This is a genomic window from Microbulbifer maximicatervae (SeqCode) (assembly GCF_052467225.1).
In genome coordinates, this window is sequence record NZ_CP174303.1 from 1,964,107 (window position 1) to 1,986,350 (window position 22,244).

Here is a 22,244-nt window from a genome sequence, read left to right on the forward strand (position 1 = left end):
AGCTCCCAATTGATCAATATAATTCAACTATAACAATGGATTAATTATGTCTCGTGTTCTGTACTCGGGTACTAAAAATGCATCCACTTGGGCCTTTAGGGCTTGGTTGGCATTGCGTGAACAGGAAGTTCAATTTGAGGAAGTGGTTGTAGATATTCGCCGGCCACAGCGATTCCAGAATTTACAGCGTATAGGAGAGCTATCCCCTGCGAGATCAGTACCCGTACTGGAAGAGGGGGATATAATTATTTTTGATTCCTTGGCCATTATGGAATATGCCAATGACATTGGCTCTGGTGAACTGCTACCTCAAGACCCATTGATGCGGGCCCGAGCCCGGGCCATGCTTAGCTGGCAACATTCTGGGTTGTCCGGGTTGTGTCCACGTCTGTCCTTTGAAAGTGCATTTTACCCCGACAAACGCCCAATGACCCCTGAAGAAGAGATGGATGCGGAGCGCTTATTTGCCGCCTGGGAAGGAGAGCTTGAGCAAAATGCTGGCCCTTACTTGATGGGTGCTTTGTCCCTGGCAGATTTAGCCTTTGTGCCAACAGTGATAAGAATTTTCTCCCACGCCCCAAATTTGCAGCCCTGGCCGCTTACTAAACAGTGGATAGACCGGTTGCTGGGGCGTGACAGCGTAAAAGAGTGGATGTCAGAGGCTGCTGAACTGCCACCGGTAGTACTATCGGATTATCGGTAGGGACTAACTTCCGCAGAGATCAGGATTTCTTTAGTGACTAAACCCGTTAGGTGAAGCTGTACCAGCTTCACCTTTTTTACTATTAGTGGCGTAAATTAATCGGAAAATGAAGCAGGGTACGTATTTTTTATCGTAAGAAAGTTTCAAGCGCAATCACTGGCTAATAGTGATGCCAATGAGGTCTAAACTGTGCTGGGTTAACCAGTGCGCCAGTTGATGTTTGAGGCGATCAATTTATCAAATATTAAGGATAATATTTAGATCAATGAAAAGATTAGCCTTTAGTCTATGTTTCTTGTTGAGTAGTGGGGTACAGGCATCGTGCCACTTGGAAGAATATGAACGCTTTATCAATACTCAAAGCCTGGTAATGCTTGAAGCATCCGTGAAACTATTTGAGGAGGATAAGGAGAAGTTTAAAATCATTAAACCGTTTGTAAAATTGGAAGTGCGCAATAACAAGCTTAAAGTTTATGTGGCGAAGAAGTTGAGTGAGAAGGAATCCACCGTTCTTAACTTTGAAGGCCCTATTGCGAATTACGTTCCCAGCGTATCGGTGCAAATTATGCCGGATGGCTCCATACGGGATAAGGTTGATTTGGCGATGTCTGATGATGTTTTTTATCGGACAGAGAAAACTGCTATTGCGCCACTGCAAAGTTTATATATGTTTAACGAGGGAATGAATGCAGCGGAAAAGAGAAAATTCACACATGCAAGAAACTCCCTGAGTAAGCATATGGAGACCATTGAACAATTTTCATATATGAAAAGAGCTTTCACAATGCGTCTTGAAAATGTTTGTCCGGTAAATAGCTAAATATCTAGACGTTCATGCTGCTGTTTGAAATAAAAACTATAGCTTTGTTCCTGGCTACGGCGCTTGCAGAGATAATAGGCTGCTACACAGCTTACTTGTGGTTAAAGCAGGACAAAAGTATTTGGCTTCTAGTACCTGGCGGTATAAGTTTGGCGATATTTGCTTGGTTATTGACATTGCATCCGGCTCCAGCGGGCCGGGTGTATGCCGCCTATGGGGGAATTTATATTTTTTCCTCAATAATGTGGTTATGGCTGGTTAACGGTGTTAAGCCCACAGTTTGGGATGTGAGCGGTGCCGCTGTAGCAATGCTGGGTATGGCTATTATCATGTTTTCACCGAGGCAGATGATCAATTAGATTTGATAAATCTACGCCCTTATTTAAGGGTGACTTTGTGATTTATCCTTAAAGCTGAGAAATTCTTGGATCGCGTAAATATCTTACAGTTTATTAAGCCAGCTGATAATTGCTTCGTGTTCAATATTTCCAATGGTCGATATGCTTGGGTGGCTTCTGTTGGGAATTTTCACCAAATTAATATTTGATTGATCTAAACCTATATAATTGTCATAAGGGGCAATTAGATCCGAGGGGGAGGATATTAACAGTATGGGGAGCCTGGATGAACAGAGAAGGGGGAGTATATTGGTATCACTCGGTTCAATACCGGACTGCTCCAGAGCCAGATTTGCCCCTTTTAGAATTTTATTTTCAGGAATAATCCGGCTAAGTATGGGGTGATTGAGCCTACCGTAGTTATACACGGCTTGATCAAAAGGGACCATTGGGGCAAGTAAAATAATGCCACTTAAGTCAGATCTCATGGCTGAGATATAGAGAGCCGTTAAGGCTCCCATGGAGTTTCCTACGATATACAAAGGCTTGCCCTTGATGTCCCCTTTACTGATGAGTGCATCAATAAGTTTATTGATGAGTTCACTATCTCCTACGCCATATTTTTTGGTGCTATTTGATTCCCCGTGACCAAGAAGGTCCGGAGCTACAACTTGAAATCCAAGAAAACGAAAGTATTGAGCAGAATATAACATGAACTCTTTCGATGATCGGAATCCATGTAATAAAATCACTGTTCCAGAATATTTTTCTTTCAGGGAATCTTTTGGTAAATCAAGTTTAACGGTGCTTTCTTTGCCGTCGGTGTCATATTTGACGGAGTAATGAATGCCGTCTTTAGATGAAGCAGGAGCGTAATAATACCTGATGTATTCTTTGCTTTTTTCTATATCATAGCTGCCTTTTTTAAATCCTAAGTTTTTAATTTGTTCTGGGGTTATTGTCTCATTGAAAGGAAAGCTTTCAGATTTTTCAATAAGTTTGGCAATTCTCTGAGAGAAGGTGGACATGCTAAAGCATGTGCTAATGACAGCAAATATCGTATTTAGTTTAATCGCATTTTTCACTGGCAGTTGATATCCAATGGATCTAATCGTATAGAGAAGGATATCTTGTTGCGATTAGGTTTGGCTGGAATTGGTGCCAATATGGCCAGTTCCTGAAAATGGTAACTTATTTAGAGAGGCTAGGCGAAATCCCTCTAATGCTGGCAGGAGAGAACACCTTGTTTCTTTAGAGCTTGTTCGATCGTGCCAAATAAATGCTCGCCGAGTGTACTTTTTGTCTTAAATCAACAAGAGTGACGGCAAAATCAAAATTTGAGAAATTAGATTTTAATCTCTGTGGGCTGCGTGATACTTTATGCGCCACTATAGCTACATAGATGCGATTGCTGTATTTATGTACAGTATTGAGCTGTATAAGGCAAGAGATGAATATTTCCCTAGAGGTTGTGCAAGAACTGGCCCCAGACCAGGCTTCTTTAAACGCAGCCAAAAAACTGTTGAAGCCGGCTAAATGGCCTTTGCGCGGTAAAGCGGCTTCTGTAAATTGTATATGGGGGCAATGCCAAGGGTCGGGGGCCAATCCCTATTACACCATGGCAGATACAGTAGATCACGGTTACAAGTGTACCTGCCCCTCACGTAAGTTTCCCTGCAAGCATGTTCTAGCCCTTTTGTGGCAATTCGCCGATGGGCCGGATGACTTTATTGAGGCTGAAACACCGGAGTGGGTAGTAGAGTGGTTGGGGCGGCGGCGTAAGAGTAAGCCTGAAGCCCAAGCTGAGACAAAAGCTTCTACCAATAAAAACATTCACGGTATTTCTGAGGAAACCTCGGAAAGTAAAGAGGCGCAAGAAAAAAAGGAAGCGGCCAGGGCTAAGCGGGCAGCGCAGACACGCGCTAAAACCAACAAGAGTATCACCACTGGGCTAGGTGAATTCCAGCAGTGGGTTGAGGATCAATTGCGTACTGGCATGGTGGGATTTCTCAAGGAACTTCGCCAGCGCTGCCGCTATATCTCTGCGCGCTTGGTAGACGCCAAAGCTGCCGGCCTGGCATCCAGGGTTGATGAGCTTCCAGCCAAGGCTCTGGGGCTTGCACCACAGAAACAGGCGGAAGTGGTATTCAAGGAGCTGGGGCAATTAATGTTACTCAGCAGTGCTTGGCTCACTGATGAGGAAGATGTGGATGCTCGCAGAGCTATTGCCGTTGCCGAGAACCGTGACAGGGTCTTGGAAAACCCAGCCAGCCCCCGACAAAGGGGTATTTGGCAGAATGTAGGAGAGAAAGTGAGCACCCGCCGCGATGGTTTGGTGAGCCACGCTTCCTGGTTGCTCAAGCTTGATAGTGATACCCCAGTATTTGCCCTGTTGTTGGATCACTATCCGGCTTCTGCGGGGCGCCGGGAGGTGGGCATTGGTATCGGCGCCAGTGTAGAAGGGGAGTTGGTTTTTTATCCCGGTCGCATGCCTCTGAGAGCTTTCCCTGTGGAGTTTAAAGTGGTGCAGGATGGTGTGAATCAGAGATGGCCATCCCAGCAAGAGAGCGTGTTCTCCCACTACCAAAAGCAGTTGTCTCAGCAACCCTGGATAGAGCAGGTACCGCACCTTCTTGAAGGGGGGCGTCTACTGCGCTGTGCCAACGGCAATTATTGGTGGCGCTGCTCGACTGGGCAGCAAACGCTACCGCTCAACAATGAACAGATTCCCTCTCTATTACTGGGTTCAAAATTACAGGCAGCGTTTATTTTGTGGGATGGAAGCAGCGCTGAACTGCACAGCGCGCGGACAGATGAGTGGGGGACAATCGCATGCTAACGCCTGAGAAAATCCAGGAAGAGCAGTTGTTGGTAGAGCGCCTACAGCAGCGTTGGATGGTGGGCAGTGATTTGCCCTTAGAGCTCGACGCCCTACCTGAGTCCTGGCGTCCATTGTTTGAAGGCCTGGAAGAGGAGCGCTTGGCATCAGCGGCGGTAGCGCTTCTCAGCCAGCACCAAAGCGCACTCTATCAGCCCCAGGCTCCGGGGGAGTTACGCGAATTCCCCTTGTTGCCCGAGTTGAATAAGGTCGTGCTTCCCTATCCAATGCGGGCCCATTTTCGACGGGTGACTGAAAGCGTTCAGTCCCGCTCTATGGAGCAAACCGGATTGCTCCTGAAGTTGCTGTTACAGCGGGGATTTATTGCCCATCCTGCGGACTGGCTTCCCTCAAGTAATGATGAAGGCTTGCCGGAAGTATATCTTCCCTGGTCACAATGGGCCGCGAATGAGCGGGGTAGTATTGATGATTCTGAAGCGTTAACTGAGGAAAACTGGGATGATTGGTATCCCGCGAGTCGCCTGGCAAAGCTCAGGGAGTTGCGCTTCAGCAACCCCCCCGCCGCTTTGAATTTGATCCAGACCTGCGCCGGGCGCGAACCCGCTGATAAGCGTTTAAGGATCGTGCGAGTTCTTGCTCTCCGGCTGAGTGAGTCCGATGGGGAATATTTACAGTCCCTGCTTAAAGATCGTTCACAAAAGGTGGCACGTCTTGCCAATCAGTATTTATCTCGATTGGGATTGTCATCGGAACTTGAATCTAATACTCAGGAAGAGTTTTCTGCGCAGGAATTGGCTGAGTTTTACGAATTAAAAAAAGTGGGCTTGGTAAAGAAGCAGTTGCAACTATTGCCCCGTAAGCTCAAGAGCAAAAAACAGCAAGCCATTCGCTCGGAATTTTTGCAGAAGGTATCTCTGCAAAGCCTTGCGGAAGCACTGGATATCAGCGTGACTGACTTAGCCGGGGCTTGGCAGCTCGATAAAAATCGCGATTATGACAACCACAGTTTTGTTTCCAATGCGGTAGATACTTTGCCAGATAAAGCTATTGCCCTGCTGGTCACCAATATTGAGAGCTACCTGGATACCGGTGAGGCCGGTATGTCCCTCTTACACAGTTTATTGCCGCGCCTGGAACAGTCCCGCCGTGCCGAATTGATGTTTGGACTTTTGCGCAATAAAAAGGCCAAGGTTGATTTTCAGGATCTACTCAAGTTTTTGCCCGAACCGCTTACGGAGCTTTCCTGGGATGATTTGAAAAAAACGTCGCCCTGGAAGGTGCTGTTAAAGCTCGTTGTTGAGGAGTTAAGTGAGAGTGGTTATTTACAGTCTATTTATCTCCAGCGGGAGTTGACCGCATTGGGCTTGATGTTACCCAGAGAGACCGCTCGGCAGTTACTGGAAGCGCTTTTTGAGCAGGGTGTGCTACGGGCAGACCCCGCAACTGACTGTCTTCGATTTAATAGCGAGCTTGCCGGCGTGGATGGGCTTTAGTCCATACACCCAACACAGATTTAATTTTAAGACCGATCGTTGCCCGGCAAAATTCATAAAATAAGCAGTGAATTTCCGGGCAGGTAAAACAAAAGGATTCCCCATGAGTGATGTACTTCGTCAACCTGCTGAAATTACCTATCAATCAGAACTGGATGCCTTAAAAGCGGAAGATACCGGCAAAAAACCAGAGAACTGGAGCCTGTCTCCGCAGGCAGTCGTGAAGTACTTGATGGGCGGCACAACGGCTGAAGGTGCTGAGATAAGTGCAAAATATATCGGCAACCGTCGCCTAATTGAAACTGCTGTTGCTACCCTCGCCACTGATCGAGCACTGCTGTTACTCGGTGTGCCGGGTACGGCAAAGTCCTGGGTGTCTGAACACTTGTCTGCGGCGATTTGTGGCAACAGTACCCGTGTGATCCAGTGTACGGCGGGCACCGATGAAAACCAGATTCGCTATGGCTGGAACTACGCTCAGCTACTGGCAAAGGGCCCCAGCAAAGAAGCCCTGGTGCCAACGCCTTTATATCGCGCTATGGAGCAGGGTACTTTGTGTCGCTTGGAAGAGCTAACTCGTATGGGTTCTGATGTTCAGGATACATTAATTACTGTGCTGTCAGAGAAAATGTTGCCGATCCCCGAGTTGAATGATGCGGTTTATGCGCAGCGCGGTTTTAATGTGATTGCAACAGCCAATAACCGCGATAAGGGCGTTAATGAATTGTCCTCCGCGTTAAAGCGTCGTTTCAATGTTGTGGTATTGCCGCTGCCCGATGATATGAATGAAGAGGTCAGTATTATTTCTCGCCGCGTGGCAGAAATGGGTGAGAGCCTGGAGTTGCCAGTACCGGCAAACGCCGGCGAAGAGATCGAGAAAATAGTGACCATTTTCCGCGAGCTGCGCGGTGGTGAAACACTGGATGGAAAAATAACCCTGAAAACACCGTCCGGTAACTTGTCTACGGCTGAGGCAATTGCGGTAATGGTGGGTGGATTGAGCCAGGCGAACTGGTTTGGCGATGGTAAATTCAGTGCAGAAGAGCTTTCCAGTAATTTGGTCGGCGCCATTGTCAAAGATCCAGTGCAGGATAAAGCTGTATTGGAGGAGTATTTGGAAACGGTCCTGAAAAAGCGCCGTGACTTTGCCGGTTACTACCACACCATGAACGAAGTACTGTAAGGGATATCCCGTGTCCAAGGTGGATTGTCATTATTTTGGTATTCGGCATCACGGGCCCGGTTCTGCGCGGCGACTTGTCGCCGCGTTGGATCAGCTGAAACCAAAAAAAGTATTGATAGAGGGCCCCGCTGATTGCAGTGAATTACTGCCTCTGCTGGCTAGCGCACAGATGCAGCCACCGGTAGCGCTACTCGGCTATGCCACAGAGTCGCCCGGCTCCAGCCTTTACTACCCGTTTGTGGAATATTCCCCTGAGTACCAGGCCTGCCTATGGGCTGTACAGCAGGGAGTAGAAGTAAAATTCATTGATCTGCCCATTAATATCCAGCTGGCGCAGTTACTCCAATCTGAAGCCCAGGACCCTGAAGCGGAGCAAAACGGCGGAGAGTCTGATTCCCCTGCGGTGGCAGGCGAGCCAGAGCCACCATCTGATACCTCTGATCCTATCGGCCTTTTGGCGAAGCTGGCGGGCTATGAGGATGGTGAGGCCTGGTGGAATGACCTGATCGAGCAGAATAACGATGACAGTGCGGAGATATTTGCCCGGGTAGAGTCGGCGATGACCGTGCTGCGCGGAGAAATAACTGAAACCGCGCCGTTATCGCAAAGGGATTTACTGCGCGAAGCCTATATGCGCCTGGAAATTGCCAAAGAAAAGAAAGGGGTGGAAGGTGAGGTTGTTGTAGTATGCGGGGCCTGGCACTTACCGGCATTTCGTGAAAAGCACACAGCAAAAGATGACCGCGCACTGATTAAACAGCTGCCGGCGAAATTGCCCAAGAGCAAAGTGAAAACCACCTGGATACCCTGGACATCGCCGCGATTGGCGATGGCTTCCGGCTACGGGGCCGGGGTTGCTGCACCTATGTGGTATCAACATATTTGGCGCGAGGGCACCGGCGAGCAGTGGCTGGAGCTATGGTTTGGGCGGCTGGTGCGCGCATTGCGCGAAAGTGGACAAGTGGTCTCCACGGCCTCGGTTATTGAAGCCGTGCGCCTGAGCCGCAGTTTGGCAGCCGTTAGAAATCGTCCAGCTCCTGGGTTTGAAGAAATTATTGAAGCCGCTGTGGCCTGCCTCTGCTTTGGCGAGCGCCTTATTTGGCAACAGGTAGAAAGAGAGTTGCTACTGGGTGAACAAGTTGGCTCTATCCCCGAGGATGCCCCACTGGTGCCCCTGCTGGAGGATCTACAGCGCTGGCAGAAAAAGACCAAGCTAAAGCCCACCGCTCTGGATAAAGAAGTTTCCCTGGATTTACGCAGTGATATCGGCCTGAATAAATCTACGTTACTGCACCGTCTTGCTGTGCTGGAAGTGCTTTGGGGTAAACCCTCCCATACCGGAAAAAGTCGCGGTACTTTCCGGGAAAACTGGGTGCTCAGCTGGCAGCCGGAGTATGCGGTTAAGTTGGTGGAAAACTTGGTTTACGGTTCCACCATTGAGCAAGCGGCTAACAATAAACTTATCGAGGCGATCACCGCTGAGAGTCATTTGGGCAAATTAGCAGAAGTGGTTTTGCTGTCCCTTGAATCTCAGTTGCACCGGGCTTCTGAAGCGGGCCTGAAGCGATTGGCCGAGAGAGCGGCTCTGGCCAGTGACGGTATCGAGCTTCTCGACAGCCTGCCGGCGTTAATCCAGGTTCAGCGCTATGGTACCGCGCGAGAATTAGCGTTGGAGCAAGTTGCCGGCCTGGTAGAACGATTAGCCATGCAATCTGCCCTGGCCCTGCCGTACGCCTGTCGCAATCTTAACGATGAAGAGTCACTACGGCTGCGAAACAGTATTCACAGCGCTCACCAGGCACTGCAATTGGCGGAGTTGGGTGATGAAGTTATGGAGGACTGGTGGCAAGCCTTCGAGCAACTGGTAGACAGCTCACTTTCCAGTTTACAGATCAGCGGCCTTTGTGCGCGTCTTTTGTATCAGGCTGAAAGGTTTGATGGACATCGGTTACAGCAATTGCTGGAAAAATCACTGTCTCCAGCGGTAGCTGCCGCTGATGCAGCACGATTTTTCGAGGGCTTTTTTGCTGAAGCGGTTGAGCGCCTGCTGTACGACCCGGTATTGATGGGAGCGGTACAGCGCTGGTTGCTGCATCTGGACGAAGAAGTATTTATCGAGTATTTGCCTTTGTTCAGACGTGTATTTTCCAGTCTCGATGCGATGGAGCGTCGGCGCATGATGGAGTTGGTACTCGGTGCCCGATCTAACCACTCGGTATCCAAAGCCATTAATCCCGAAGTTTTTCCGCTGTGGTCAGAGCATCTATTGCGTATCGGCAAATTAATCCACAAGGACAAGACATGGGCGCAGTAAACGAAGTTTCTGAAGAGCAACAACCCGATGAGATAACGGTCGATAAAGACCAGCAAAAGGAACGCCGTTGGCGCCTGGTATTGGGGGCTGATGAAGGTGAATCCGGGCTTTCTGAGCGGGATATGCGTTTGTCCCAAGCGTTAAGTGCGCTTTATGGCAGCGGAGACTCGGAGTCTGGTAAAAAAGGTCGAGGTGGTTTGTCCCGCTCGTCGCCACAAGTTTCCCGTTGGCTGGGTGATATCCGCGAGTTCTTTCCGACTTCGGTAGTACAAGTTGTCCAGCGTGATGCGTTTGAGCGCCTTGGCCTCAAGCAGATGCTCATGGAGCCCGAGTTTTTGTCGGCGATTGAAGCGGATGTTCATTTGGTCGCAGACTTGGTCAGTCTGCGTTCAGTGATGCCTGAAAAGACTATTGAGACTGCTCGCCAGGTCATCAAGAAAGTGGTCGACGAGCTGATGGAGCGCTTGGAGCGAAAGACCACAGAAGCGGTTAGGGGAGCTGTCAATAAATCAAAACGCAGTTTCAGGCCGCGTTTTGCCGATATCGACTGGCATAGAACTATTCAGCAAAATCTCAGGCACTACCAACATGACTACCACACAGTGGTGCCTGAGAAGTTGATTGGTTTTATGCGACAAAGCCGCCGGCTTGCGGACCTGGATGAAGTCATTCTATGTGTCGATCAGTCCGGCTCCATGGCGACATCGGTGGTGTACAGCTCAATCTTTGCAGCGGTAATGGCTTCAATACCGGCAGTGAAAACCAAACTGATCTGCTTTGATACCGCAATTGTCGATCTCACTGAGGACCTGGAAGACCCGGTCAGCGTTTTATTTGGCGTGCAACTGGGAGGTGGCACAGACATTAACCAGGCGGTGGCTTATTGCGAGGATAAAATTGAACGGCCTGGCAAGACACATTTAATCCTGATTACCGACCTGTATGAAGGGGGGAATGAAGAGGAGTTAAAAGCACGGGTTGCTAACCTTGTTCGCCAGGATGTAAATGTGATTACCTTGCTGGCACTCAGTGATGATGGGCGTCCATCTTATGACCAGTCGCTGGCGGAAGAGTTTGCTGCGATAGGCTCTCCGGTTTTTGCCTGTACACCGGATCAATTCCCGGACCTGATGGCAACGGCGCTGCGTCGCGAAGACGTCCTTAACTGGGCTGCAGATCAGGATATTAAAGCCGTTCGGCCAAAGACTTAATATCTTGTTAGTTAAGTGATGGAGTGAGTGTGGGCACTTACTCCATATCTGATACTTTTTCTATTCTCTCAGATTATTAAAACCATAGTTTTTTAATCATTAGATAGTTATCTAACATATTTTTTAAATGAAATTGTTTATAGCGATTTGTTATTGCTCAATTCGACATCGGTTTAATAGCTGAATGTATGATCCTGGGAAGTTCGTATGGGTTACAACCCCAAAGATGCGTTTAATGAAGCTTTCTCGAAAAGTCCTGGCCGTCAATTTGGCCGAATTATAGAGTATTTAAAAATTTCCATGTCTCAGTCAGTCATTACTGTAGAGGTTGAACTCTATAGCGGCATATGGTGCAATCGGCATGATAGCCTAGTTAATATTTTGATCTATTCACATCTTTACTTAAATACCTAAGTTGTTAGTAGTAAATGTTTGTGTTTATAGAGGGTAAAAGTTAGCCAGAGAAAGTGTAGGTAAATAAAGGGAGGATTTATACGAATATTTTGTTGAGTGGTGTGGCAATATTTTACTGTTTTTTTTCAAAAGGAAAATTATCCTATTTTTCTAGTGCTTTTCTCCTATTGTTTATCCGCTATTCATGGATATATTGATCATTATGTTGGGTAGAGGTGGCCGGGGTCTTAAATTTGTGTGAGTACACTAGTTAAGGCTGAAGGGGCATTTGGATTCTAGTGGTATTCCTTGAATACTAGAGAGCTTCAGATAAGTGATGGTTGATGATTCAGGTTATATAAGATTAACTCTACTGAGGATATAAGCATGAAAAAATATACTTCAATTTTAGTAATTCCCTTGATGGCATCTTGTGTTCAAGCACAGGCAGATTCAAGTACGGCAATAATTGAGCAGTTAAGTAATAATAATAATGCGCAAATCACCCAGATGATAAGCATGAATGATAGTTCTACCCTGAAACAGGTAGGGGATTTCAATTCTATTATTTCAGAGCAGAGAGAAAGTTTGCAAGGTGCAATCATGATCACTCAGGTGGGGGATAATAATTTCGTTTCCGCCGTTCAATTTTCGATGTCAGCTAATAATGTAGCTAATAGTAATGTAGCTACAGGGAGCCAGCAAGGGGATGGTAATATGTTTTTCATATCCCAAACAGATAGTTTTAATAGCGCCACCATTAATCAGCAGGTGGAAATGAACCAGGCAACAACTATTCATGCTGGTATGTTTAATAGTTCAGTTACCAATCAGATTGGTACAAGTAACATAGGTACAACAATACAGTCTGGAGTATCACATTTGGCTTCAGTCTCACAGACAGGGGATATGAATATGTATACCGTAAGTCAAGGTCTTCAAGTTAGGCAGACAGCGGTTATTAATCAGCTGGGTAGCAATCAGAGTGCAATTATTCTGCAATAAGAATTCCGGTTTTTCTGTTTCAATTGATTTGATTTTTTAATTAGTGGTTTCATAGAATTATTATTTTGGCTCAAAATTTTAGAGGTTATATATAACTTCACGTAAATATTATTGCAAATTGTATTTGTATATTGTTTATTTGGGTTTGAGTAAACAATATGGCTAAATATTTTTCAGCTTATAAGGTTGTCTAATTTTTGGGGCGAAAAGTCGCTATGTTACCGTATGCGATTAGATAGTCGGTTTTTTAATTTTTATGATAATTCATCGTAGATTCAGTAGTAATTTCTCATGGTTCTTTTTGTTTGTTGGATCAAAATTTCTAGCGTAGTGGGAAGTTTTTAATCATGTACGTAACTCCAGCAGGAAAATATGAACATACTTAAATCTATTGTTAATAGAGTCGTCACGATCATATTGATAAGTGGGGCTAATCTATCCATCCCTGAGATAGCACTGGCTGATGATGTTGAATGTGGGGATACGATTACCACATCCGTTACTTTGGATGAGGACCTCACTTGTGATGTCAGCCCCGCTTTAACTGTGATAGGCCCTGATGGACGCCTGAATATGACCGGGTACGAGGTTCAATGTGATGGTAGTGAAGTTGGAGTGCTGTTAGAGGGGCGTGCTGCGCTACTTCGAGGAGGGCAGGTTGCAGATTGTGAGGTGGGTGTTTTAGCGAATGGAGATGGATTCCATAATATTCAAGCGGTATCGACCACGGCAAATGCCAGCGCTGGATTTCAGTTAGTGAGCAATAGCAACTATATGACAGCCTGTACCGCTCAGGAAAATACAGGGGTTGGGCTGATTGTTAGTGGGGAGAGAAATAATGTCTTCCAGAATACTTTTGAGGAAAATACCCTGAGTGGTATCCAGATAGATGGTGATCGGTCATATATAACAGAGAATTTCTGTTTTGAGAATATGGGCTCAGGAATAGAGATTAATGATTCCAGTAATAGCTGGATCGTTGAAAATGCATCGGAAAATAATGGCACTTCAGGTGCGGGAACGGCAGGAATCTTAATGAATGATTTTGATCAGCAATATAATTTGATCATTTTAAATGTGGGGATTCTCAATGAAGATTTCGATGCGCAAGATTTAAACAGTGATCCCTGCAATGGTACAAATTTATGGCGAAATAATACTTTTGATACTGTAGATCCTAGCTGCCTGGATTGAAATATACGGATATAAAAAGATAGTGCCACTATGGTGGCTTCGGTAGTGGTGTTATCTTTTACAATTTATATTCCTGTAGCTTGTATATCAATATGCTCCATTCCCCGCTTAAACTATTTTACTAAATTTTGCGGACAAATTTCCCATGGCTGTTACCAGTTTTTGACTCAAAATCAGCATGACATATCTTTTCTGTATTTGAGCTTTATTTGGGAGGACTCTCGTGAGCTTTATATCTCGATCTGTGATAAGCAAGGCATTGATAACTTCTTTGGCGGCTTCTTTATTGTCTGCATCTTTGTGTTCACTAGCAAATGGTGCTGTTGAGTGCGGAGACACCATAACCAGTCCGGTAATATTGGATCAAGATTTGCTCTGCAATGTTACCCCGGCTTTGACTGTAACTGGGCCGACCGGATATCTGGATTTGAATGGTTATACGCTGAGTTGTGATGGAACTACAGTGGGAATTTTGGTCGATGGTTTTGCGGCCATAATATCGGGCGGGGTGTTACAGGATGGGTTTGTATCTAATTGCAATACAGGTATTTCTGTGGAAGGTTCCGGTATTCATAATTTGTTCGGCCTGAACACCTCTGGTAATACTTCTTCTGGTATTGAGTTTGTTAGTAGTAATAATACGCTAACCATATCAAATATATCGGATAATGCAGGTACAGGTATTATAATCGCGGGGGGAACAAATAATCTGTTTTCTAATGACATAAGTCGAAATGAAATAACGGGTATACAGGTAGATGGTAGCAGTTCAATAATATCGTCAAATACAGTATCGGATAATACTTTAACTGGAATACAAATTAATAGCGCCAGTAGCTGTCTTATCAGCCAGAATACGGTGGAGAATAATGGCACTCAAGGGTCAAATACTGCAGGAATCTTAATGGAGCTATTTGGCCAGACTGGAAACAATATCGTAGGCAATACTGTCTCTGGCAATGTGGATTTTGACTTGCAAGATGATAATTCTGCCCCCTGTGAGAATAACTGGGTAGGAAATTCACCTGACGCTACTACCTCCGGAGATTGTGTAACGTCAAATAAATAGCGTTTTGCGATAAGTTGATAGGCTTGCAGGCAGTTTAATGGTATCGCCACAGTATTACGGATACTGCAGCTAGTGTAATTGCTGAAAGCCTGATTTCCCTTTAGATTTTCGTTTTCATATTTATTCCTGAGGGATATCCAGTTGGCCAATGTGGATTGATGTGGTGAGAGGAGAGCTTGGTTTGCTAGGCTGGTTCAGTTATAGAGAGATATTCTCAGAAGTAAGATATAGATAAGCGTTAATTGTTTTTGTGCAGGATTCAAAGGCTAGATGTTTAATGCCTTGAATCCCGCAATTATTTTTAAGCTAGTTTATGCAGGCGTCATTTGATGAGCTGAAAATATTACCGTACCATGTAGTTCCTACACAGGCAGGAGTATTATCATCAAATAGGTCATCTATATCATTAGATTCAGCAGTATTTCCTGTTATGAGATTCCCTACTTGCCCAAAATTACTTACTGAAATACCGTATTCATTATTACTTGATGTAGTGTTTAGTAAGATGCTTGTGTAGTTTGCATCTTGGATTGCTATTCCAGAAAAAGTATTATTTCTGGCGGTACTTTGGGAAACTTGATTGTTATCTCCTGAGATAATAATGCCACCTTCCCCGTTGCTGGTGGCGCTTACTTCAAAAAAGCTATTCCAGTCGCCGAGAACGATAATACCATTGCCAAAATTAAAGTCATTGATTGAGCCGCTGACAATATTGCGACTGCTACTGACAGACATTCCCAAAGATCCATTTTCTTGCGTTGTAACGCCAATGATGTTGTGAAGGCCGCTGCCCTCTACAGATATGCCTATATCACATGATGTAATGATGCCACTGGATATCTGACTGTTAGTAAGCACAGCTGCAGTTCCTTCCAGTAGAATTCCTGTGCCAGCCAGGCCATCACAGGATAATGAAAATCCATTGAGATCGAGACTACCGGTAGGGCCCATTATTGTGATGGCAGGAGAAATCGCACAATTAGATATATCCGCATCCAATACTTCGGCAGTAGAGATTATATCACCACAACTTACGGCTAAAGCAATGCCCGGTGCACTTATTAAGCAGCAGCAGCTTGCTGCTGCGATTATTGATGTTTTAATATTTAAAATCGCCTTCATTGATATATTCCTATTGTGATTGTCTGATATTTGAAGTGGTTGATAGGGTGTAAATATCTCGAATTTTGGTCTTTGTTTGGTTGATGACAATAGGAAGTTGTTCTCATATTTATGGAGAATAATTCCTATTGATTAACTATGTTGATGGGATATGTGCTGGAGGAGTTGGATTTTTATTATTTGGTGTTTTATAGATGAGTTTAAAGGTTGGCTTTTCGGTTCAAATATGCGTAGTGTTTCCATAATTGTTCTTTGGTGGCGTGTCAATTAGTGAGGGCGTGATTTTCTAGAGTGGTTTGTGGCCTGGTTGATATTAAGAGAGGGTGTGTTTGAGAGGTTTCGTTGTATGTGTGTAGTGATGGCGTTAAAAATAATGGATTCGCCTACAGTATGGCTGTTTTCCTAAATAGGGGGGGGAACTTTCTTCCTATATTTTCCGCACTATTCTCCTATTGCTGAAAGTGCCATCGGAGATAAGACTCAACACAGCATCAAGCATAGATTCCTGAAGGAAGCTGGGGATTGAGTCCTTGAGAAGCAAGAGTTTATAAGCATAAATGCTGAAGTTCCGGTATTTGTTTTAGCAAAATTAAGCGCAGCTGATCGTAAATTGCTTTCTCTTAATGTTGTTGCATATGGTGCTAATTAATTTTGTGTGTTGATGCAGTATAAGAATCTTAATTTAGCGACATTTCATATTCTAAGGAGATAAATATGAAAAGGTGTGCCCCGTTGGCGGCTGCGGTCCTGCTTGCTGTTGCAAGTCAGGGTGTTTTTGCTTCCAACAATGTTGCGGTTCAGAACCAAAATGGAGTAGGTAATAACGCGACAGCAGATCAAAGTGATCCAACCGTTACATTTAACTTTATCAGCCAAACCCAGACTGGAGACACTAATACAGCCACTGCCACTCAGGTAAACGGAAATACCGGAAGCACAGTTAATCAGATACAAACAGGGAATTTAAATACTTCCACTGTTGCTCAAAATTCATCTGATACTGTGGCTGCCGTTATTACTCAAAATGGGAATACTAATATTGGCGTAATTAATCAGGTGGCATCTACAACCAGTGTTGCAACTATAAATCAGTTCAATCTGGTTAACTTTGCCACTGTTACACAGTCGAGTAGTACTACTGATACAGCAGTTATTAATCAAGTGGGTGACAACAACACCGGTACGGTTGTTCAAACCAACAGCACGACGAACTCGGCGGTAACTGCCCAGCAAGGGAATTTGAATGTGGCTACCGTGTCGCAATTTGTATCCGACACTAACACTTCCACATTAAGTCAGTTGGGAAATAGTAATAATGCTACTGTGAATCAAACAGATAATAATAATACCAGTGCCATTAGTCAGCAAAATGAATTTAACACTATTATCCACGCTCAATCTGGCAGCTTTAATTTGGCAAGTACTACTCAGATTGGTTTGAACAATACGGGTTCTACGATCCAAAGCGGAACTTTTGGTGTTGCTACGGCATTACAGCAGGGTAACTTAAATATGTTTACCGTTAGCCAGGTTAACGATTTTCAAAATGCTAATGTTTCCCAGATTGGAAACAGCAATATGGTAATAATTGTGCAGTAGGGCGAGGCTTAGGACGATATCGGAATTCCGGTCCCTGTGTGAGATAAACTCAACTAGGGGCCGGATTTTTAGCTGTTGGTAAAGGAGCTAATTAGAAGTGGTAGGTAGCAGAAACACCAATATTGCGAGGCTCAACAATGGCTGCGTAGCCGTCTGGATAACGTGCACTGACAGGTTCAACGGTTAAGTAACCTTCTTCATCCAGGGCATTATTAATATAAGCTGAAACAGTCCAGTCCTGGCCTTCATAGTTCGCATTCAGTCGTGCCAAAACGTAATCCCCAGCAACTCTCTCATCGGTGTTGCTAAAGTCACCGTAGTACTCACCTACATAATTTGCGGAAATACCTACGTTGAACGCATCGGTAACCCAGAATTTCGTACCTAGATTTGCAGTGACGTTGGGCGCAGAGTTGAGCTCATTGCCATTCGCATCGGCGTAGTCAACACCGGCGTCAGTGATTTCGGTTTCCAACAAGCCCAGGCCGGCACGCAATTCCCATTGCGGGGTCAGCATAGCTACGGCTTCAAGTTCAAGACCATAAGTCTCAACTTCATCCATGTTGACGATAACACGGGAAGAGCTTAGAGCTTGGTAGCCGGAGTACTCATTAAAGAATAGGTTACCGCTCAGGTTGATAGTACCGTTTGCCAGGGAGCTGCGAACGGCCAGCTCGTAGGTATTAACGGTTTCTTCATCGTAGTAGTAATAATTATAGCTGGTGTTACCTTCTGTATCGCGAACCAAACTAAGGGCTCCGCCGGCTGAATTGTAACCTTTGCGAGCGCTGGCAGAGACGATGGTGTCCTCTGTTAGATCGTATTGCAGAGCAATTTTTGGGAGAATGATGGTTTCATCAGTATTAAGAGGGTCGCTGGTGGGTTCTCCGTAGGAAGTAAAATGAAAGTAACGGTCTTGCTCTTCTTTTTCCACACGCAAACCGCTAATTAGATTCAGTCGGTTTGTCAGTGCGTAAGTTACTTCACCATAAAGTGCAGTAGAGGTACTTTCGTCATCACCGAAATAGGTGGTCGAACCAGTGCTGTCAAAGTCTTGCTCTCTTTCGAAGTGTGCAAAGCCGATAAAGCCGTGCAGGGTGTCACTGGTGAGACCAAAGTTTAACTTTGCATCGATGGTGGTGTTCTGTTCGTCCATACGAACATACTGTTGACTGCTGGCTTCCTCTTCGTAGGAATCAAAGCCCCACTGGTAATCCATATAAGCTGCCAGCACTTCAATAGAGATATCATCGTTGATCTGGTAATCCACTTTAACGCTGGTAGTTGTGGATTCAGTGTCCATATCGCGATAGAAGTATGTTTCGTAGTCATCAACACCGGTTAGGGTGTAGTACATACGCCCGGTATTTCCCTCTTCACTGTTAGTGGACACAGTAAATAATGCCTCTAACTTTTCAGTGGGTGTCCACAGAAGCTTGCCTTTCAGTCGCTGGGTTTCCAGAGTGTTCAGGTCGAAGTTAGCGGGGTTGTTCTCATACTCTTGGGCATTACTGATAGTGTCGCCGGTGAGTTGCTGGGCCGTCAGGCGGAAGGCGAGGGTATCATCGACAATTGGACCGGAAATCATGCCAGAAGTATCGATATAGCCGTCCTGGTCGCGGTAACCTACGCGAGCTGCACCTTCCCAGTCGAAGCTGGGATCTTTGGTTTTGATAAATACAGAGCCGGCAATGCTATTACGGCCATTGCTGGTGGACTGGGGTCCACGAAATACTTCAATTTGTTCTACATCCCAAATACCGGAATCACCCGTGAGGTCTGCGACAAATGGCTCGGCGACACCATCAATTAACGTGGAGACACGGGCTTTGGCACCACCCGTAAAGGAGTTAAAGCCGGTGGCTGAACCATTACCGGACACACCGCGAATATCTGGAGTAGCGCCGGAAAGTACTACCACGTTAGAGATATTGGACACCGCATCGGTGATGCTCAGGTGTTGCATGCTATTTAAGGTTTCTTCGGTAATTACGGATACCGAAGACGTGGTTTCCTTGAGGGAGCGCTCTGTCTTCTCGCCAATAACAATGACATTTTCCACTGCCTGCGGCGCATACTCTTCTTTCCTTTCATCTGCGGCGATCGCAGTCGCACCAATCGAAGCAAGAATAGTGAGTGAAACGGCTTTGCTGAGCAGGTGGCGTTTATACATAGCGTAATCCCTAGCAAGGTAAAGAAGTCAGGACGACAAGGAAGATCGGCAGCGAATATAATGCTAATCATTCTTATTTGCAAATAGGGGATTGCCGGAATAAACTCTCACTATTATTTGGTCTGGCAACGGCTTAGTTGCACCGATTGATCAGTGCCTGGCAAACAATTTTCTACCACTTTAGTGGTAGTGCTTCTAACCCTTAAGTGAAACTAGAAATGTATTCCTCAGTTTTAACGGGACTCGGCCTATTGAGTTGTTTCCTTGCGTCTTCTGTCTTTTATTTAGGCTGTCCCAATCAGCAGTGGCGTGAGCAGAGACCAATCCAGTTTTACCCCGCTCTTCTCATCAGTTTTGCGCTCCTTTTCATTTCCTGGGCGCTTTTCCACCAAAATTTTTCGGCAATGTCAGCTTCCTTTACGCTTCTTAGTACTTTTATGTTAGCGCTGGGACTGCTGCCTTTTAGCGGAGTGCTGGATAAGCCAGGCAAAGTCTTGGCAAAGAAAAAGAAGAGAATTGAAAAAGGGTTAGAAGGCTATAAAACCCACTGGTGGGTAAAAAGCCTGTGTGCAGTTTTCTTGGGGTTACCCATTGCAGTTGCCGTTGCTGGGTTGATTGCTCTGTGGGGCCCTGGTGATGTAGTGGTCGATGATAAAAGCCAATTTGTGATGTGGCTGATCACTCCAGTCTGGCTCACTTTGGTGAGTCTGGTTTACCTGTTTATTAGTGTCAGGCGTATGTTGTCTCTCTACCTGGGGCTAAATTTGGTGCTGTTTACCCTGTTGTGGGTAGCGAGATTCGGAGTCTAAGAATATGCGCGTTGAATTGATTAAAACTTATAAAAGCGTGCATACCTGGACCGGTATTCTTGCGGGCTTGTTTCTGTATATCGCTTTTGTCGCTGGCGCCCTGACCATGTTTAAAGGGCCCCTCAATCAATGGGCTCTGCAGCCTGAGACCACCCTGCCAAGTATTTCTGTCGATCAGTATGACAGCCTTATTTCCGAAGTTCTGCAGGCACACCCGGAAGCGGCAAAACAGATGACCGTCCAATTGCCACTGGCGGGTCTGCAGGCGGCACCGGTGAGTTGGGAAATAGAGGATGAAGAAACCCATGACCATACTCTCTGGTATGCCAGCTTCGATGAAAAAAGGCAGCTGATCACTCAAAGTTTTACGGTTTCCGCCATTGGCGAATTTGTCGACCATTTACATCGCACCGCCGGTATTCCCGGTGGTGAGGGCCACGATGCTTTTGGTACTTATGTATTGGGTGTTGTGGCGGCTCTGTATTTTGTTGCGCTAATTTCGGGCCTGATTGTTTTCCTGCCCACTTGGTTCAAAGATTTATTGGTACTCCGAAAGGGTAAAAACCGGAAGCGCTACTGGCTGGATTTTCACAATGTACTGGGCATCACCTCGCTACCGTTTCACTTAATTATTGCTTTTACCGCTTTTGTATTTGCCTTCCATGATCCGCTTTATGGTGCCCTGCGCGTGGTGGTCTACGGTGATTCCCCTATGTTCACTCGCCCGGCGCCAGCGGAGGTGAAGAGCTTCTCTGAGTTGGTGCCGGTCACAGAGTTGGAAGCTGCGATTCAGGAGGGGGAGCCCAAATTCCAAATAGCGGAAATCCTCTATTTAAATCTGGACACCCGCGCTCCACGCATGCGTGTAGGTGGAATCATGCATGGCGAGGTGGTGCGAGGTGCTGAGTATGCTTATGTGCTAGGCAACCCTTACTTGAGCGAAGTTCCCTACAGCAGCATTCTGCCCAGCAATTTCAATGGTTATAGTGGCACGGTATTAAGCATTTTTTCCCTGCATTTTGGCAGTTTTGGTGGAAATGCCGTGCGCTGGGTGTACTTTATTCTAGGTATTATGGGCGCACTGATCTTCTTCACCGGCAATCTGCTGTGGATTGAAAGCCGGCGCAAAAAACGCAGGGGGCAGGGGGCGCTGCCGGTACAAACAACCTCATCAGTGGTAATGGCAAAGCTCACAGTGGGGGTTGGGCTGGGCACTATCTTGGGGGTCGCCGCTAGTATGCTGGCAGTTAAATGGCTGCCTCATGCGCAGGTGGATATTGAGTTTTGGCAGAAAGCTGCTTATTACACAGCGTTCTTATTTGCGCTGATCTGGGCATTTATACGTCGTCCCATGGCTGCTGCTCGACAGCTTCTTACCTTCTGTATTGCCACTATTTTCCTGATACCAATTAGCTCACTTATAAATGGCGAGTTGCTGGGAGCTGCGACTCTGGTATGGGCGGTTGACTTTGTTGCGCTACTGATAGGTACATCATTTGTTTTACTCTTGATTCATCTTCGCAAGCGGCGGGCAAAAATCGAAGCGGACAGTGTATGGTCTGAACTTGTGGAGAAACCCGCAGTAGAGAACAGTATTCAAAATCCTTTACCTGATACCCATCCACAGGCATCAGGATAATTAAAAGGGGCTCTATTCAGAGCCCCTTTTTTGATGATATATGGGTACTATTGGAATGATTATTTTACCTTGAGTTCGTGCCTGATGTCTCTATAGGTATTGCTAGACAGGCTGACTCCAATTCTTGTACTTATGCGTTTATAAATAAGTTGAATTGCCCACTCCTTTTTTATTAGATTTTGATCCTGAGTAGACAGAGAGCGTATAAAAGCTAATAGGCTTTGCATTGCTACTTGCTAAATAGAAGGCGCTAATTTAAATGAAGACATTACGTCGTTTGATGTGCTTGGGTTTTATTAGGTCCTAGGCCGAAAGTATTATTCAGTGTCAATTTGTTTTA

General features: G+C 45.8%; 17 protein-coding genes. 14 read left to right on the plus strand and 3 right to left on the minus strand.

Annotation, left to right across the window (positions count from 1 at the left end; all coding sequences use genetic code 11):
• Nucleotides 1-46: 46 nt before the first annotated feature.
• From ACJJIZ_RS08575 to ACJJIZ_RS08585, 3 genes are all read left to right on the plus strand, one after another.
• Nucleotides 47-703, plus strand: coding sequence for a glutathione S-transferase family protein (locus tag ACJJIZ_RS08575; RefSeq protein WP_444915842.1), 657 nt, complete (start codon nucleotides 47-49; stop codon nucleotides 701-703).
• Between the two features lie 328 nt (nucleotides 704-1,031).
• Nucleotides 1,032-1,523, plus strand: coding sequence for a hypothetical protein (locus ACJJIZ_RS08580; protein ID WP_444915843.1), 492 nt, complete (start codon nucleotides 1,032-1,034; stop codon nucleotides 1,521-1,523).
• Nucleotides 1,524-1,543: 20 nt separating this feature from the next.
• Nucleotides 1,544-1,882 carry a YnfA family protein gene (locus ACJJIZ_RS08585; protein WP_444898250.1) on the plus strand — a complete coding sequence of 113 codons (339 nt, stop codon included), beginning with the start codon at nucleotides 1,544-1,546 and terminating at the stop codon, nucleotides 1,880-1,882.
• A gap of 83 nt (nucleotides 1,883-1,965) precedes the next feature.
• Here ACJJIZ_RS08585 and ACJJIZ_RS08590 read toward each other — a convergent pair whose 3' ends face one another.
• Nucleotides 1,966-2,946: an alpha/beta hydrolase gene (locus tag ACJJIZ_RS08590; RefSeq protein WP_444915844.1), complete on the minus strand. Its 981-nt coding sequence runs from the start codon at nucleotides 2,944-2,946 to the stop codon at nucleotides 1,966-1,968.
• Nucleotides 2,947-3,311: 365 nt separating this feature from the next.
• On the opposite strand from ACJJIZ_RS08590, the gene ACJJIZ_RS08595 reads away from it, so the two are divergent.
• The 8 genes from ACJJIZ_RS08595 (at nucleotide 3,312) to ACJJIZ_RS08630 (ending at nucleotide 14,562) form a co-directional block, all read left to right on the plus strand.
• Nucleotides 3,312-4,700: an SWIM zinc finger family protein gene (locus ACJJIZ_RS08595; protein ID WP_444915845.1), complete on the plus strand. Its 1,389-nt coding sequence runs from the start codon at nucleotides 3,312-3,314 to the stop codon at nucleotides 4,698-4,700.
• Entirely contained in the window at nucleotides 4,694-6,193 is a 1,500-nt protein-coding gene (locus tag ACJJIZ_RS08600) for a DUF5691 domain-containing protein (protein WP_444915846.1), read from the plus strand. Before ACJJIZ_RS08595 ends, ACJJIZ_RS08600 begins: the two co-directional genes overlap by 7 nt.
• A gap of 103 nt (nucleotides 6,194-6,296) precedes the next feature.
• Complete coding sequence (locus ACJJIZ_RS08605) at nucleotides 6,297-7,376, plus strand: ATP-binding protein (RefSeq protein WP_444898200.1); 1,080 nt, start codon at nucleotides 6,297-6,299, stop codon at nucleotides 7,374-7,376.
• Nucleotides 7,377-7,386: 10 nt separating this feature from the next.
• Nucleotides 7,387-9,690, plus strand: coding sequence for a DUF5682 family protein (locus ACJJIZ_RS08610; protein WP_444915847.1), 2,304 nt, complete (start codon nucleotides 7,387-7,389; stop codon nucleotides 9,688-9,690).
• Nucleotides 9,678-10,901: a VWA domain-containing protein gene (locus tag ACJJIZ_RS08615; protein WP_444915848.1), complete on the plus strand. Its 1,224-nt coding sequence runs from the start codon at nucleotides 9,678-9,680 to the stop codon at nucleotides 10,899-10,901. Before ACJJIZ_RS08610 ends, ACJJIZ_RS08615 begins: the two co-directional genes overlap by 13 nt.
• A 780-nt stretch (nucleotides 10,902-11,681) precedes the next feature.
• Nucleotides 11,682-12,299, plus strand: coding sequence for a hypothetical protein (locus tag ACJJIZ_RS08620; RefSeq protein WP_444915849.1), 618 nt, complete (start codon nucleotides 11,682-11,684; stop codon nucleotides 12,297-12,299).
• Between the two features lie 372 nt (nucleotides 12,300-12,671).
• Nucleotides 12,672-13,493, plus strand: coding sequence for a right-handed parallel beta-helix repeat-containing protein (locus ACJJIZ_RS08625; RefSeq protein ID WP_444915850.1), 822 nt, complete (start codon nucleotides 12,672-12,674; stop codon nucleotides 13,491-13,493).
• A 223-nt stretch (nucleotides 13,494-13,716) separates the two neighbouring features.
• Nucleotides 13,717-14,562, plus strand: a complete 846-nt coding sequence (locus tag ACJJIZ_RS08630; RefSeq protein ID WP_444915851.1) for a right-handed parallel beta-helix repeat-containing protein — start codon at nucleotides 13,717-13,719, stop codon at nucleotides 14,560-14,562.
• A 306-nt stretch (nucleotides 14,563-14,868) separates the two neighbouring features.
• Here ACJJIZ_RS08630 and ACJJIZ_RS08635 read toward each other — a convergent pair whose 3' ends face one another.
• Nucleotides 14,869-15,684, minus strand: a complete 816-nt coding sequence (locus tag ACJJIZ_RS08635; protein ID WP_444915852.1) for a NosD domain-containing protein — start codon at nucleotides 15,682-15,684, stop codon at nucleotides 14,869-14,871.
• A gap of 714 nt (nucleotides 15,685-16,398) precedes the next feature.
• Between ACJJIZ_RS08635 and ACJJIZ_RS08640 the strand changes: the two genes are divergently transcribed.
• Nucleotides 16,399-17,283, plus strand: coding sequence for a hypothetical protein (locus tag ACJJIZ_RS08640; protein ID WP_444915853.1), 885 nt, complete (start codon nucleotides 16,399-16,401; stop codon nucleotides 17,281-17,283).
• Nucleotides 17,284-17,374: 91 nt separating this feature from the next.
• Here ACJJIZ_RS08640 and ACJJIZ_RS08645 read toward each other — a convergent pair whose 3' ends face one another.
• Nucleotides 17,375-19,456, minus strand: coding sequence for a TonB-dependent receptor (locus ACJJIZ_RS08645; protein WP_444915854.1), 2,082 nt, complete (start codon nucleotides 19,454-19,456; stop codon nucleotides 17,375-17,377).
• A gap of 437 nt (nucleotides 19,457-19,893) precedes the next feature.
• Here ACJJIZ_RS08645 and ACJJIZ_RS08650 point away from each other — a divergent pair, with 437 nt between their 5' ends.
• Nucleotides 19,894-20,265 (plus strand): hypothetical protein, encoded by a 372-nt coding sequence (locus tag ACJJIZ_RS08650; RefSeq protein WP_444915855.1) that lies wholly within the window; start codon nucleotides 19,894-19,896, stop codon nucleotides 20,263-20,265.
• Nucleotides 20,266-20,269: 4 nt separating this feature from the next.
• Nucleotides 20,270-21,904 (plus strand): PepSY-associated TM helix domain-containing protein, encoded by a 1,635-nt coding sequence (locus tag ACJJIZ_RS08655; protein WP_444915856.1) that lies wholly within the window; start codon nucleotides 20,270-20,272, stop codon nucleotides 21,902-21,904.
• The last annotated feature ends 340 nt before the right edge of the window (nucleotides 21,905-22,244 follow it).